The sequence below is a fragment of the Propionicimonas sp. T2.31MG-18 genome (assembly GCF_964266745.1).
Lineage (GTDB): Bacteria > Actinomycetota > Actinomycetes > Propionibacteriales > Propionibacteriaceae > Propionicimonas.
On the sequence record NZ_CAXWGX010000026.1, the window covers coordinates 209765 to 223818 of the forward strand.

The window sequence follows — 14054 nt, forward strand, 5'->3', positions numbered from 1 at the left end:
GGCCTCGGCGGGGATGGTCAGGGGCGCGCGGTGAAGGGGCGGACGAAGACCGGCACCCCGGCGGTCGAGGACGCGGGGTCGTAGCGGTAGCCGGCGGCGTCGAAGTCGCGCAGCCCCCGCACCGAGCGGACGCGGTGTCGCACCAGCCAGGACGCCAGCTCGCCACGGGCACGCTTGGCGTAGAACGACACCACGGAACGGCGGCCGCGCGCGTCGGTGTCCTCGAACCTCGGGGACACGACGGGCGCGCCCAGCTCGTCGGGACGCACCGCGCCGAAGTACTCCCCGGACGCGAGGTTCACCACCACGCCCGGCCCGGGGGACGCGGCGAGGTCCTCCCGCAGCAGCGCCGTGATGGTGCCGCCCCACCAGTCGTACAACGACCGTCCCCGCTCGGTCGCGAGCCGGGTGCCCATCTCCAGCCGGTACGGCTGCATGAGGTCCAGCGGACGCAGCACCCCGTACAGGCCGGACAGGATCCGGACGGTCTTCTGCGCCTCGGTGTAGTCGCGGGTGGTGAACCGGCCGCGCACGTCCATGCCCTGGTAGACGTCGCCGGAGAACGCGAGCACCGCCGGACGCGCGTTGCGCCGCGTGAACGGGGTGGCGAAGGACGCCCACCGCCCGGCGTTCAGCGCGGCCAGCTCGTCGGAGATGTCGGCGAGGGCCGCGAGGTCGGCCACCGACTTGGTGCGCATCACCTCGACCAGGCGCTCCGCCTCCGCCAGCAGCCGCGGCTGGGACGGGGTGAGCGTGGGCAGTTTCGACTCGTAGTCCAGCGACTTGGCCGGCGACAGCAGGATGAGCACGCAGCGAGCCTATGCGCCGCACACCTGCCACCGGCAACACGCACCCGGTGCCCGCCCGCGGCGCGCGTCCGCTCCTGGCGTGATCGGGAATGCCCGCGCCCGTCGGGTGGTTGTCGGGTGTGCGTCCGGGGTGCCTCGGTAGAGTGGGCACCCTCTCCAGACCTGTACGAGGAATCATGTCCGACATCCGCGAAGTCATCATCATCGGCTCCGGCCCGACCGGGTACACCGCCGCCATCTACACCGCCCGCGCCGGCCTGAAGCCGCTCGTGTTCGAGGGCGCCCTCGCGGCCGGCGGCGCCCTGATGAACACCACGGAGGTGGAGAACTACCCCGGCTTCACCGACGGCATCATGGGTCCTGACCTGATGCTGGCGATGCGCGGCCAGGCCGAGCGGTTCGGCGCCGAGATCATCACCGACGACATCGTCTCCACCGACCTCACCGGCGACGTGAAGACCGTCACCGACGCCGAGGGCAACACCTACTCCGCCCGCGCGGTGATCCTCGCGATGGGCTCGGGCTACCGCAAGCTGGGGCTGCCCGCTGAGGAGGTCTTCAGCGGACGGGGCGTGTCGTGGTGCGCCACCTGTGACGGCTTCTTCTTCCGCGACAAGGACATCGCCGTCGTCGGCGGCGGCGACTCCGCGCTGGAGGAGGCGACCTTCCTCACCCGCTTCGCCAGCAGCGTGACGATCGTGCACCGCCGCGACGAGCTGCGCGGGTCGAAGATCATGGTCGACCGGGCGATGTCGGACCCGAAGATCCGCTTCGCCTGGAACTCGGTGGTCACCGACCTGCACGGCGACGGCACGCTCAGCGGCCTCACCCTCACCGACACCGTCTCCGGCGAGACCCGCGAACTCCCCGTCCAGGGCCTGTTCGTCGCCATCGGGCACGACCCGCGCTCGGAGATCGTCCGCGGGCAGGTGGAGGTGGACGCCGCCGGCTACGTCTTGGTGGACGCCCCGAGCACCCGGACTAACGTCCCGGGCGTGTTCGCCGCCGGCGACCTGGTCGACCACACCTACCGGCAGGCGATCACCGCCGCCGGCACCGGCTGCGCCGCTGCCCTGGACGCCGAGCGCTACCTCGCCGCCCTGTCGGACGCGGACGCTAGCCTCACCCCTGTCCCCGCCAACGCCTGAGAAGTAGGAGAACCCCATGGCCGCCGTCGCAGACGTCACCGACGCCACCTTCACCGACCTCGTGCTGAAGTCGTCCAAGCCGGTCGTGATCGACTACTGGGCCGACTGGTGCGCGCCCTGCAAGCAGCTCTCGCCGATCATCGAGGAGCTGGCCCGCGACTACGGCGACAAGGTCACCTTCCTGAAGATGGACACCAACACCAGCACCCAGGTGCCCACCCAGCAGGGTGTGCTCGGGCTGCCGACGATCCAGGTGTTCGTCGGCGGCGAGGTGGTGAAGTCGTTCACCGGAGCCAAGCCGAAGTCGGTGCTGCTGCGCGCCATCGAGGAGTACCTGTGAGCTGACGCACGTCGAGAGCCCCCGGCCCCGCGCCGGGGGCTCTCGCGTTGCTCAGGCGTGGTTCGTGCGCCCGGAGATCGCGCCGCCGGCGGGCTCGGGGGGCGTGACGGGACGCAGGGACTCCCAGAACCGCTCGAACACCCCGCGGACCCCCGCGCGCTCGCCCAGCACCGCCCGGTCGAGCTCGAGGCGCCACATCCTGTCCTCCCGCCCCCTGGTGAAGCCGACCGCCCGCAGGAAGTCCCGCGGTGGGGCCTGGCAGGTGACGGTGGTGCGGCTGCCGCGCGCGATCACGACGCGGGCCTTCCTGCTCACCAGGCCGGCCGCCGCGCCCTGCACGAGCTGGCGTCCGTACCCCGCACCGGTGGCACCGGGACGCACCCAGGCGCAGGTCAGGCGGGCGTGGCCGGGCTCGTCGGCGGGCGCCAGCAGCAGCAGCCCCTGCACCTCGTCGTCCGCGGTGAGCTTCACGCCGCACCATCCCCAGACGGTCGCCGCCGACACGGCCCCGGGATCGTCGGCGGGGATCGTGCGTCCGCAGTAGGGGCAGGCCAGCGCGGCCAGCTCGGCCAGCGTCACCATCGACACTCTCGGCATGCCACCCCCACGACGAACCGCCCACCGCTGAGGTGGGTCGGTTTCATCCTAGGCGGAACGTACGGCAGTCTGGTGCGGTGACCCTGCCAGAGCCGTCCCGCCGCGACACCCGGCTGGACCCCTACATCGACGCGTACGCGGAGCGGACGCACGGCCTGACGGTCTCGGCCGTCCGCGCCCTGTTCGCCGTCGCGAACCGGCCCGAGGTGGTCTCGCTCGCCGGCGGCATGCCGAACATCGCCGACCTCCCCCGTGAGGCCCTCGGACGCGCCGTCGACCGGCTGATCGCCGAACGCGGCACGCAGGCGATGCAGTACGGGTCGGGCCAGGGCGAGCCGTTCATGCGCGAGAAGATCGTCGAGGTGATGGCGGAGGAACACATCCGCGCGCACGCCGACGACGTCGTGGTCACCTGTGGCTCCCAGCAGGCGCTCGACCTCGTCACCCGCGTCTTCTGCGACCCGGGCGACGTGGTGCTCGCCGAGGCCCCCAGTTACGTGGGTGCCCTCGGCACGTTCCACGCCTACCAGTGCCAGGTGGTGCACGTCGCGATGGACGACGCCGGCCTCGACCCGGTGGCGCTCCGCGGGGCACTGGTGTCGCTCAAGGCGGCCGGCAAGCGGGTGAAGTTCCTGTACACGATCCCGAACTTCCAGAACCCCACCGGCGTCACCCAGACCGTCGAGCGGCGCCGGGCGATCCTCGAGATCGCCCGCGAGCACGACCTGCTGATCATCGAGGACAACCCGTACGGCCTGCTGACGCTCGGCCCGGCCCCGCTGCCGGCCCTGCGCTCGATGGACGCCGACAACGTCATCTACCTGGGCTCGTTCTCCAAGATCTTCGCCCCGGGCTTCCGGGTGGGCTGGGTGCTCGCACCCCACGCCGTCCGGGAGAAGCTGGTGCTCACCCAGGAGGCGGCGACCCTGTGCCCCCCGGTGTTCAGCCAGTTCGCGATCGCCACCTACCTCGACGAGTTCGACTGGCGCAGCCAGATCACGGTGTTCCGCGACATGTACCGCGCCCGCAGGGACGCGATGCTGGCCGGCCTGGAGGAGCACATGCTCGAGGGCACCACGTGGACGCAGCCCGACGGCGGCTTCTTCGTCTGGGTGACCCTCCCCGAGGGACTCGACTCCCAGGCCATGCTGCCGCGTGCGGTGACGGCCCGCGTGGCGTACACCCCCGGCACCGCGTTCTACGCCGACGGCATGGGCAGCCGCAACATGCGCCTGTCGTTCTGCTTCCCGACCCCCGAGCGCATCCACGAGGGCACCCGCCGGCTGGGCGAAGTGCTCGTCCAGGAGCAGGAGATGCACCGGACCTTCGGCCTGGGCACCACCACGACCCGCCACCACGACCTCACCGCCGGCCCGGCACCCGACATCAGTTAGGCGAACGACATGAACGACAACCCCACCCACGGCCCCATCGTCGTGCTCGCCGGCGGGCTCTCCCACGAGCGGGACGTCTCGCTGCGGTCGGGACGCCGCGTCGCCCAGGCGCTGCGCGACCAGGGCAAGGAGGTCGTCGAGTCCGACCTCACCCCCGACCTCATCGACCTGCTGCGCAGCCTGGAGAACCCGGTGGCGTTCCCGGTCCTCCACGGCGGGGTGGGAGAGGACGGCGGCCTCCAGCAGGTGCTGACGCTGCTCGACGTCGCCTACGTCGGCTCAGACCCGGGCGCGTGCCGCCGATCCTTCAACAAGGCCGTCGGCGGTCCCCTGGCCGCGCAGGCCGGGCTCGCCCGCCCGCGGATGGCCGCCCTGCCCCACGACATGTTCCGTGAGCTCGGCGCAGCCGCGCTGGTGGTCGCGTTGGGAGAGCGCATCGGCTTCCCCATGATCGTGAAGCCGGCCCGGGGCGGTTCCGCCCTCGGCTGCACGAAGGTCGACGCGGTCGAGGAGCTGCCGTCGGCGATGGTGGCCGCCTACTCCTACGGCGACCTTGCCGTGGTCGAGGAGTTCATCGAGGGCACGGAGGTGGCCGTCACGGTCGTCGAGCTGGACGGGGCGCCGGTGGCGCTGCCCGCGGTGGAGATCCGTCCGAACTCCGGCATCTACGACTACACGGCCCGCTACACCGCCGGTGAGACCCGGTTCATCGTCCCCGCGACGCTCGGCGACGAGGCGGCCGCGGCCTGCGCGGAGCTGGCGGTCGCCGCGCACCGGGTGCTCGGCCTGCGCGACCTGTCGCGGGCCGACATCGTGGTGCGCCCGGACGGTACGCCGGTGCTCATCGAGACCAACGTCGCCCCCGGCATGACCGAGACCTCGCTGCTGCCGCAGGCGGTCGAGGCCGCCGGCTGGGACTTCGGCCTGCTCTGCGCGCAGCTGGTGGACAACTCCTGGGCGCGCCACCTCGCCTAGATGGTCACCCGGGCGAAGCAGTGGCTCGTCGCCGTGCTCGGCGCGGCCCTCTGCCTCGCCATGCTCGCCCTCGGCCTGTGGCAGATGCGGGTCTTCGAGGACAAGGAGGCCGAGTCGGCCGCTGCCCGCGCCGCGCAGCCGCCCGTCCCACTGCTGGCGAACGTGGGCGCGGACGGCATCACCGGTGACGTCTACGGGCGCGCGGTCTCGCTCGAGGGCCGCTACGAGCCCGGCCAGCAGGCACTGGTCGTCGACGAGGACGGCACCGTGCGCGTGGTGACGGCCTTCGTCACCGACGACGGACGCGCGCTGGCCGTCGTCCGCGGGACGGTGCCGGACGCCGCGTCCGCGCTCCCGTCGCCGCCAGAGGGACGCCTCACGCAGGCGGGGGTGTTCCTGCCCTCCGAGGCGCCCGCCACCCACGCGACCCCCCCGGGGACGCTTTCGTCCGTCCGGCTCCCCCTGCTCGCGCAGGACTGGCCCCAGCAGCTGTTCCCCGGCTACGTCACGCTCGGGCCCGGGGACGCGGCCGCGCAGGGCCTGGGGGCGGCGCCCGTCCGGCTGCCGACCGGTGAGGGCTCGGTGCAGAACATCGGCTACGCGCTGCAGTGGTGGGCGTTCGCCGCCTTCGGGGCGTTCATGACGATCCGCTTCGTGCGTGCGATCGGGCGCCGTGGCGGTCTGGGTACGCTGGCGGACCAGGAGGACGAATGAGCGAGACCACGGCACCGGTGGTGCCCCCTGTCACGGCCGACCAGGTTCCCGGGATCCGCGGGGCGCTGCTGCGGTACCGGATCATGGCCTACCTCGTCGGCACGCTCCTGGTGGTGCTGGTGGTGGTCGGGATGCCGCTGAAGTACCTGGCCGGCAACTCGGTCGTCGTGATGGCCACGGGCGTGCCGCACGGCTGGCTCTACATGGTGCTGATCGCCACCGCCTACGACCTGGGCCGCCGCGTCCACTGGCCCTGGGGCCGGCTGATCCTGATCGCGCTGGCCGGCACGATCCCGTTCCTGTCGTTCTGGGCGGAGTACTCCGCGCGGAAGGACGTCCAGGCGCGGCTCCGCGAGGTCGAGCCGTCCGACGCGTCCTGATGGCCGCGCCGCCGTCCGCCGTGGTCGTCGACGTCGGCCCCGACCGCTACCCCGAGTGCCTCGCGGTGCTGCGCGCGGGCTTCGCCACGGTGGTGGACGACTACGGGATCACCGCGGAGAACACCCCGAGCAACCCGGCGTTCTGGGGTGAGGACGCCGTGGCGTCCGTGGTGGGCCGGGGGTTCTCGCTGTTCGCCGTCGAGGACGCCGCCGGGATCGCCGGCTGCGCCTTCGCGGGGCCGTCACGCTCTCGCCCGGGGACCTGGGGACTTCGGCACCTTGCCGTCCTGCCCGGGGCGCGCCACCGGGGCTACGGCGAGGCGCTGGTGGCAGAGGCCGCCCGGCGCGCCCGCGGAGACGGCGCGCACACGCTGGCCATCGGGATCGTGGCGGAGAACACCGCGCTGGGCGCGTGGTACCACCGGCTCGGCTTCACGACGGTCGACAGGACGCGCTACGACGGGCTCGTCTTCACCGTGGAGCACCTCGAACTCTCGCTCCGCTGACGACAAAGCACCGAAGCAGCTTTATCGACAAAGATGCTTATCGCTAAGTCGTCAGAATGTCGGCGATCCGCTTCAGGTCCTCCGGGCCGGCGAACTCGATCACGATCCGTCCCTTCGCGCGGCCCTCGCTGACGAGCACCCGGGTGTCGAGCCGTTCCCCGAGCTCGCGCTGGAGTTCCTCCGCCGCCGGGGAAAGCTCAACGGGCCGCGTGGAGCGCGGGGCGCGACGCGTCCCGTGCTCCCCCACCGAGACGATCTCCTCCGCGGCACGCACGGACAGTCCCTCGGCCACGATCCGCGTCGCCAGGTGCTCCATCGCGGACGCGTCGGGGAGCATCAGGATGGCGCGGGCGTGCCCGGCGCTCAGCACGCCCGCCGCCACGCGCCTCTGCACGGGAGCGGGCAGCTGAAGCAGCCGGATGGTGTTCGAGATCTGCGGACGCGAGCGCTTGATGCGGGTGGACAGCTCCTCCTGGGTGCAGGCGAAGTCGCTCATCATCTGCTGGTAGGCGGCGGCCTCCTCGAGCGGGTTGAGCTGCACGCGGTGCAGGTTCTCCAGGAGAGCGTCGCGGAGGAGGTCGGCCTCCTCCGTCCGCCGGACGATCGCCGGAATTGTCGATAAACCTGCTTGTTGACTCGCCCGGAGACGACGCTCGCCCATGACCAGCTCGTAGCCGCCCTCGTCCAGCGGCCGCACCACAATGGGCTGGAGCAGCCCGACCTCACTGATGGAGGAGACCAGCTCGGCGAGCTGGTCCTCGTCGAAGACCGTGCGCGGCTGCTTCGGGTTCGGACGGATCTCCGCGATCGGGACCTCGGCGAACCGCGCTCCCCCCACGCTGACCAGTTCCTCCGCGTCCCCGGAGGTCGGCGCGAGCTCCGGGTCCGTCCTCTGCAGGAGGTCGCCGAGGCCGCGACCCAGGCCGCTGCGCTTGGGGGTGTTCATGCGGTCTTCTCCTTCGTCTGCTCGGCTCCCCGCTCGGCGAGTTCGGTCGCGGCGTCGAGGTAGGCCTGCGCGCCGGCCGACGCGGCGTGGTAGGTGATGACGGACTGTCCGTAGCTGGGCGCCTCCGACACGCGGACCGACCGCGGGATCGCCGCCCGGAGCGTCTCGCGCGGGAAGTGCTCGCGCACCTCTGCCGCCACCTGGGACGCCAGTCGCGTGCGTCCGTCGTACATGGTGAGCAGCACGGTGGACAGGCGGAGGTGGTCATTCATCGACCCCTTCACCAGGTTGATGGTGCGCAACAGCTGAGAGACCCCCTCCAGCGCGTAGTACTCGCACTGGATCGGGATCAGGATCTCCTCCGCCGCCACGAGCGCGTTGAGGGTGAGGAGGCCGAGCGACGGCGGGCAGTCGATGAAGACGTAGTCGGGCCGGTACTTCCGGTTGAACGAGCGCAGCGCGTGCAGCAGCCGGCTTTCCCGCGCCGGCGTGCCGACGAGGCCGATCTCGGCTCCGGCGAGGTCGATCGTGGCGGGCAGCACCCACAGGCCCCGGGCTTCCGGGGACCGCTTGATGAGGGTCTCGATCGGGGAGTTGGCGGTGAGCACCTCGTAGGTGCCCTGGATCCCCTCGTGGTGTTCGATGCCCAGGGCCGTGGACGCGTTGCCCTGGGGATCGAGGTCGATGACGAGGACGTTGAGGCCGCCCATGGCGAGCGCCGTGGCCAGGTTCACGGCGGTCGTTGTCTTGCCGACGCCACCCTTCTGGTTCGCGATGACCAGCGTGCGCGTCCTCGCCGGCTTGGGAAGCGTTGTTTCACGTGAAACATCGAAGTCGAGGTCGTCGGGTTCCAGGCCCGGCGGGTCGCCGAACTCCGGCTCGTCGAAGACGACACGACGCGGGGTGGGCGGGGGAGTGATCGTCATGAAGCTCCTGAGGCGCTCGCTGTTTCACGTGAAACATCAGGATAGGGCTTCTCGCGGACAGACCCGTCCGCCCACCCCCCACAGTCACAACGCGCCAAGAGACCGCGACGGGCGGTCGCGCGGACGCCGGCGAACCAGTCCAGCGGCCGCAGGGTCCTCAGCGCCCGACGACGACGGCGAACGTCTCCTCGCCGCTGACCGGAACCACGAGACGATGGACCTCGCCCACCAGTCCCTTCCGGCGCAGGAGCCCACGGGCATCCTCGAGCTCCGCGCCCGCGGTCGAACCCTTGAGCGCGACCACACGCCCGCCCGGCGCCACAAGGGGAAGGCACCACCCGAGCAGCCGGGGGAGCGGCGCCACGGCCCGCGAGGTCACCACGTCGTACTGCGCACGGTGCTCCTCCGCCCGTCCGCGTACCACGCTCACCCGGTCGGCCAGCCCGAGCTCCTCCACGGCCAGCTCCAGGAAGGACACCCGCCGCAGGAGCGACTCCAGCAGCGTGACCCGCAGGTCCGGCCGGAGGATCGCCAGAGGCAGGCCCGGCAGGCCGGCCCCGCTCCCGACGTCGACCACCGAAGCACCCTCGGGAAGCAAACCTGCGCCGGCCACCGAGTTCAGGACGTGCCGCTCCCACAGGCGCTCGCCCTCGCGGGGACCGATCAGGCCCCAATCGATTCCTCGACTTGCCAATATGTCGACATAAGATGAGATGGCCGACGCGCCGTCCCCGAAGAAGGAGGCGGGCGCGCCGGCCATCAACTGCTCAGTCCTTGGGCAGCACCACGACGCGGCGGTGCGGCTCCTCGCCCTCCGACTCGCTGATCAGGCCTGCGGCCGCCACCGAGTCGTGCACGATCTTCCGCTCGAACGGGTTCATCGGGGCGAGGCGCACCGGCTCACCGGAGTCCTTCACCTCGTCGACAGCGTCCCGGGCCAGGTCCTGGAGGACCTTGCGCCGCTTGTCGCGGTGGCCGCCCACGTCCAGCATCAGCCGGCTGCGGTGACCGGTCTCGGTCATCACGGCCAGGCGCGCCAACTCCTGGAGCGCCTCGAGAACCTCGCCGTCCTTGCCCACGAGCACGTCGCCCTCGGTCAGGATCGAGACGTGCGCACGGCCACCCTCGGTGTAGGTGTCGATGTCGCCGTCCAGGTCGGCGATGTCGAGGAGTTCCTCCAGGTAGTCGGCGGCGATCTCGCCCTCGTTCTCCAGCGCCGCCTCCTTCTTCGACCTGCTGCCCTCGGGCGCGGCCTCCGCGTCGGCGTCGACGGCCTCCACGGCCTCGTCGTCGGACACAGCGTCGATCACGTCGTTCTGCTCTTCGCTCACGTTGTCGTACTCCTTGTTGCTACTGCTTGCGGGCGGCGCGGCTGTTCTTCTTCGGCTGCTGCCGCTGGATGACCTGCCGCTGAACCGACGAGCCGTCTCCAGCGGCGCTGTCGGTCGCGACGGGGGCGTCGGCGCCGGCGGCGCCACGGCCCTGGCGGGCCACCTTCGTCGGGTCGTAGGCCTGCGCCGGGGTCTTGCGGGAGGTGCCGCGGCGCTTGGCCGCGATGGCGTCGGGATCCTTGCCCTTGGCGCGCATGCGCTCCTCCCAGTCGACGTACGCCGGGGTGCCGGGAGCAGGGTTGTTGTGGATCAGGATGTACTGCTGGCCCATCGTCCACAGGTTCGTCGTCAGCCAGTAGATCAGCACGCCGATCGGGATGCTCACGCCGCCGATCGCGTAGATCGCCGGGAACAGGTACAGCATCATCTTCTGCTGCTGCGCCATCTGCCCGGTCAGCGCCTCCGGCGGCATGTTCTTGCGCATCAGCTGGAGCTGGGTGATGAACAGCACGCCCGTCATCAGGATGATCAGGGTGAGCGCCACGATCTGGGTCGGCCCGAAGCTGGTCATCGGCATGAAGGTCGAGGAGATCTTCGCGCCGAACACCGTCGCGTTCTGCAGGGACGCGGCCAAGGCAGGGTTCTGCTCGAAGAAGTAGCCCAGCGGCGTGCCGTGGGACACGCTGTTGAGCACGTAGAACAGCGCAAGGAAGATCGGCATCTGGAGCAGCAGCGGCAGGCAGGACGCCATCGGGTTCACGCCCTCGTCCTTGTACAGCTGCATCGTCTCGCGGCCGAGGCGCTCGCGATCGTGGCCGTACTTGTCGTTGAGCTCCTTGACCTTCGGCTGGATGAGCTGCATGTTGCGCGCGGAGTTGATCTGGCGCACGAACAGCGGGATCAGCGCCGTCCGGATGGCCATGGTCAGCAGCACGATGGACGCCGCCCAGGTGCCCCCCCAGTCGGGGTCCAGGCCGAACATCGTCAGCAGGCTGTGGAAGCCGACCAGGATGCCGGACACCGCCCAGTACAGCGGCGTCATCATCGCGCCGAGCATGCCCAGGAAGTCGTCCCACAGGTTCAGCGGGAGGAGCAGGAGGGTAGTCACGTCAGTTCACCTCGTGGGCACACGCGTGCGCCCGGTCAGCGGCCGGGGAGGCCGGAGTGGTTCTGGCAGCCTGTTCGGCAGCCCAGTCTTCAGCGGCCGGGGTACCGGGCACCGGGTCGTACCCGCCCAGGCTCCACGGGTGGCAGCTGGCGAGCCGGCGGGTCGCGAGCCAGGTGCCCTTCACCGCACCGTGGACGGTCACCGCCTCCAGCGCGTACGCGGAGCAGGTCGGGTAGTACTTGCACACATTGCCGTACAGCGGGCTGATCACCGCTCGATAGGCCTTCAGCAGTCCGATCAGGAGGTACTTCATGCCGCCAGCCGATCCAGGCAGGTGGCGAAGGCGAGCCGGAACTCGCCGGCCAGGTCGTCCGCGACGGCCGACGGTGGCAGCGCCCGGACGACGACGTCCACCCCGAACGGGGCGGACGGGAGGGCCGCGGCTGCGGCGTGCCGCAGGCGGCGCCTCACGCGGTTGCGGTGGACGGCGTTGCCGACGGCCTTGGAGACGATGAAGCCTGCCCGCGACACCGCACCGGCCCCGTCCACCACCGCAGACCGGCGCGCGTGCACCACCAGGGTGGCGCGTCCGCAACGGACGCCCTGGCGCAACGTGTCGCGGAAGTCCCCAGGGTTACGCAACCGCGACCGGGCGGGCAGCACCTCGTGCCGGCTCAGCCGGCCAGGCGGACGCGGCCCTGACGGCGACGGGCCGAGATGATCGCGCGCCCGGCGCGGGTGCGCATGCGGGTACGGAAGCCATGGGTGCGGCTGCGACGCCGGTTGCTCGGCTGGAAAGTGCGCTTGCTCACGCGAATGCTCCCAAGTTCGTCTTTATCGGATCAGATGCGCCCACCTGGACGCACGGATGTCGCGACAGCGACTGCCCAACTCTACGCGGCAGCGACGACCCCCGGCAAACCAGACACTTCGCGGTACACACGTCGAGCCGACACGCCGTGCTGGCATGATCTTCTTCGCAAACCGTTTGCGCGGCCCGCCAGACCTCGCTAGGTTGCTCTAGGCCACCCCGGGACGTCCGTCGTCCCGCGATCCGTGCAACCATGATGCACAGTCTGTGGACAACAGTGTGGAAACCTGGCTGGGGCAGGTAGTGAGGAGCCGAAGCAGGACCCATGACGCAACCACCCCCACCCCCCACCGAGCCCGTCGCGGCCGCGCAGCTGGAGGCTGCCTGGGCCCACGTGTGGGAGTCGTCCGACCCGGTGACCCGGGGCTGGCTGCAGGGCATGCGTCCGGTGACGATCCACGACTCGCTGGTGATCCTCTCCGTCGCGAACGACTTCACCAGGGACCGTGTCGAGTCCCGCCTGCGTCCGGCGATCGAGCAGCAATTCTCGGAGTACTTCTCCCGCCCCATCCGCCTCGCCATCGACGTGGATCCCTCGATCGGTGACGGCGAGCCCGTCCTCCCGGTCCCGCAGGCCGCCCCCGAGCCCCCGCCGCCGGCGAGCTCGCGTCCCAACGGCGGACGCGTGAACGGCGACCGCCTCAACCCCAAGTACTCGTTCGAGACCTTCGTCATCGGCAACTCCAACCGCTTCGCGCACGCGGCGGCCGTGGCCGTCGCCGAGGCGCCCGGCAAGGCGTACAACCCCCTGATGATCTACGGCGACTCGGGGCTGGGGAAGACCCACCTGCTGCACGCCGTCGGCCACTACATCCGCAACTACTACGACCGGGTGCGCGTGAAGTACGTCTCGACCGAGGAGCTCACCAACGACTTCATCAACGCGGTCTCCGACAACCGGACGGCGGACTTCCGCCGGCAGTACCGCGACGTGGACGTGCTGCTGATCGACGACATCCAGTTCCTCGAGGGCAAGATCCAGACCCAGGAGGAGTTCTTCCACACCTTCAACACCCTGCACACTGCACAGAAGCAGATCGTGCTCACCTCCGACCGGCCCCCCAAGGGCCTGGAGGCGCTGGAGCCGCGACTGCGCAGCCGCTTCGAGTGGGGCCTGATGACCGACATCCAGCCGCCCGACCTGGAGACGCGTATCGCGATCCTGCGCAAGAAGGCCGCTGCCGAGCGCCTCACCGCCGGGCCGGACGTGCTCGAGTTCATCGCCAGCAAGATCCAGACCAACATCCGCGAGCTCGAGGGTGCGCTGATCCGGGTGACCGCCTTCGCCAGCCTCAACCGCCAGGAGGTCGACCTGGCGCTGGCCGAGGTCGTCCTGCGGGACCTGATCCCCGAGGGTGCCGAGACCCAGATCTCGTCCACCGCGATCATGACCCACGTCGCGGACTACTTCGGGATCACCGTCGAGGACCTCTGCGGGCAGAGCCGCACGCACGTGCTGGTGACGGCCCGCCAGATCGCCATGTACCTGTGCCGCGAACTCACCGACCTGTCACTGCCGAAGATCGGCCAGCTGTTCGGCGGCCGCGACCACACCACCGTGATGCACGCCGACCGGAAGATCCGCCAGCTCCTGCGCGAGCGTCGCAGCGTGTTCAACCAGATCACCGAGCTCACCAACCGCATCAAGCAGTCCCCGCTGCGCTGAGGCCGTCGCGCGGTCCCATCCGCCTGCCGTCGACCGGCCCTGTCGCTCTGCCCGGCCCACGTCCGCCTCACCCGCTGCCCGTGCTGTCCCCCGTGCGGGGGACACTGTGCACCGCTGTGGATAACCCGGGGGATAACCGCCCGCGGCTGTGAAGTACTCAGCCGGCCCTCAGCGTCGTCCGCAAATCCTCCCCGTGTGATTCCGGGTTGTGCACAGCGGCCGTCCACAGCCGACACGCCGTCCGGGCAGGGGTGACGCCGGTTGTCCACGGGATCCACAGGCGCTATGACCCCTACGAATTGAAAGATCTCCCATGAACTTCAAAGTCACGCCGTGCACATGC

Annotated in this window: 18 protein-coding genes; 8 read left to right on the forward strand and 10 right to left on the reverse strand. The window is 70.7% G+C overall.

All coding sequences use genetic code 11. The features are described 5' to 3' along the window. Positions 1-17: 17 nt before the first annotated feature. Complete coding sequence (gene yaaA / locus ACFQQJ_RS11525) at positions 18-809, reverse strand: peroxide stress protein YaaA (protein ID WP_377106629.1); 792 nt, start codon at positions 807-809, stop codon at positions 18-20. A 176-nt stretch (positions 810-985) separates the two neighbouring features. Here yaaA and trxB point away from each other — a divergent pair, with 176 nt between their 5' ends. Both trxB and trxA read left to right on the forward strand, forming a co-directional pair. Beyond that, entirely contained in the window at positions 986-1957 is a 972-nt protein-coding gene (gene trxB, locus ACFQQJ_RS11530) for a thioredoxin-disulfide reductase (protein WP_377106631.1), read from the forward strand. 16 nt (positions 1958-1973) lie between these two features. Beyond that, positions 1974-2297: a thioredoxin gene (trxA, locus tag ACFQQJ_RS11535; RefSeq protein ID WP_377106632.1), complete on the forward strand. Its 324-nt coding sequence runs from the start codon at positions 1974-1976 to the stop codon at positions 2295-2297. A gap of 51 nt (positions 2298-2348) precedes the next feature. Here trxA and ACFQQJ_RS11540 read toward each other — a convergent pair whose 3' ends face one another. Continuing rightward, positions 2349-2894, reverse strand: coding sequence for a GNAT family N-acetyltransferase (locus tag ACFQQJ_RS11540; RefSeq protein ID WP_377106634.1), 546 nt, complete (start codon positions 2892-2894; stop codon positions 2349-2351). Positions 2895-2971: 77 nt separating this feature from the next. Between ACFQQJ_RS11540 and ACFQQJ_RS11545 the strand changes: the two genes are divergently transcribed. Genes ACFQQJ_RS11545 through ACFQQJ_RS11565 form a run of 5 tightly spaced genes read left to right on the forward strand, consistent with a single transcriptional unit; the run spans position 2972 to position 6863 of the window. Further along, a complete protein-coding gene (locus ACFQQJ_RS11545; RefSeq protein ID WP_377106635.1) occupies positions 2972-4288 on the forward strand; it encodes a PLP-dependent aminotransferase family protein in 1317 nt (438 codons plus the stop codon). A 9-nt stretch (positions 4289-4297) separates the two neighbouring features. Beyond that, positions 4298-5263, forward strand: coding sequence for a D-alanine--D-alanine ligase (locus tag ACFQQJ_RS11550; RefSeq protein WP_377106637.1), 966 nt, complete (start codon positions 4298-4300; stop codon positions 5261-5263). After that, positions 5264-5977: an SURF1 family protein gene (locus ACFQQJ_RS11555; protein WP_377106639.1), complete on the forward strand. Its 714-nt coding sequence runs from the start codon at positions 5264-5266 to the stop codon at positions 5975-5977. It abuts the gene before it with no gap. Beyond that, positions 5974-6357: a DUF3817 domain-containing protein gene (locus tag ACFQQJ_RS11560; protein ID WP_377106641.1), complete on the forward strand. Its 384-nt coding sequence runs from the start codon at positions 5974-5976 to the stop codon at positions 6355-6357. The genes ACFQQJ_RS11555 and ACFQQJ_RS11560 overlap by 4 nt, the downstream gene beginning before the upstream one ends. Further along, positions 6357-6863 carry a GNAT family N-acetyltransferase gene (locus ACFQQJ_RS11565; RefSeq protein ID WP_377106642.1) on the forward strand — a complete coding sequence of 169 codons (507 nt, stop codon included), beginning with the start codon at positions 6357-6359 and terminating at the stop codon, positions 6861-6863. The genes ACFQQJ_RS11560 and ACFQQJ_RS11565 overlap by 1 nt, the downstream gene beginning before the upstream one ends. Positions 6864-6906: 43 nt before the next feature. Here the strand turns inward: ACFQQJ_RS11565 and ACFQQJ_RS11570 are convergent, their stop codons facing one another. From ACFQQJ_RS11570 to rpmH, 8 genes are all read right to left on the reverse strand, one after another. Then, on the reverse strand, positions 6907-7809 hold the full coding sequence (locus tag ACFQQJ_RS11570) for a ParB/RepB/Spo0J family partition protein (protein ID WP_377106644.1): 903 nt from the start codon (positions 7807-7809) through the stop codon (positions 6907-6909). Beyond that, the gene (locus ACFQQJ_RS11575) at positions 7806-8735 is read right to left on the reverse strand and encodes a ParA family protein (RefSeq protein WP_377106646.1); all 930 of its coding nucleotides are present in this window, start codon (positions 8733-8735) and stop codon (positions 7806-7808) included. Before ACFQQJ_RS11575 ends, ACFQQJ_RS11570 begins: the two co-directional genes overlap by 4 nt. A gap of 157 nt (positions 8736-8892) precedes the next feature. Then, positions 8893-9495 carry a 16S rRNA (guanine(527)-N(7))-methyltransferase RsmG gene (rsmG, locus tag ACFQQJ_RS11580; RefSeq protein WP_377106647.1) on the reverse strand — a complete coding sequence of 201 codons (603 nt, stop codon included), beginning with the start codon at positions 9493-9495 and terminating at the stop codon, positions 8893-8895. Between the two features lie 7 nt (positions 9496-9502). Continuing rightward, a complete protein-coding gene (locus ACFQQJ_RS11585; RefSeq protein ID WP_377106648.1) occupies positions 9503-10066 on the reverse strand; it encodes a protein jag in 564 nt (187 codons plus the stop codon). 19 nt (positions 10067-10085) lie between these two features. Further along, the gene (gene yidC, locus ACFQQJ_RS11590) at positions 10086-11123 is read right to left on the reverse strand and encodes a membrane protein insertase YidC (protein WP_377107053.1); all 1038 of its coding nucleotides are present in this window, start codon (positions 11121-11123) and stop codon (positions 10086-10088) included. Positions 11124-11175: 52 nt separating this feature from the next. Continuing rightward, a complete protein-coding gene (gene yidD, locus ACFQQJ_RS11595) occupies positions 11176-11487 on the reverse strand; it encodes a membrane protein insertion efficiency factor YidD (RefSeq protein ID WP_377106649.1) in 312 nt (103 codons plus the stop codon). Further along, on the reverse strand, positions 11484-11837 hold the full coding sequence (gene rnpA / locus ACFQQJ_RS11600) for a ribonuclease P protein component (RefSeq protein ID WP_377106651.1): 354 nt from the start codon (positions 11835-11837) through the stop codon (positions 11484-11486). The genes yidD and rnpA overlap by 4 nt, the downstream gene beginning before the upstream one ends. A gap of 11 nt (positions 11838-11848) precedes the next feature. Further along, complete coding sequence (gene rpmH / locus ACFQQJ_RS11605) at positions 11849-11986, reverse strand: 50S ribosomal protein L34 (RefSeq protein WP_377106653.1); 138 nt, start codon at positions 11984-11986, stop codon at positions 11849-11851. Positions 11987-12310: 324 nt separating this feature from the next. Between rpmH and dnaA the strand changes: the two genes are divergently transcribed. Beyond that, positions 12311-13711, forward strand: coding sequence for a chromosomal replication initiator protein DnaA (dnaA, locus tag ACFQQJ_RS11610; RefSeq protein ID WP_377106655.1), 1401 nt, complete (start codon positions 12311-12313; stop codon positions 13709-13711). Positions 13712-14054 lie beyond the last annotated feature (343 nt).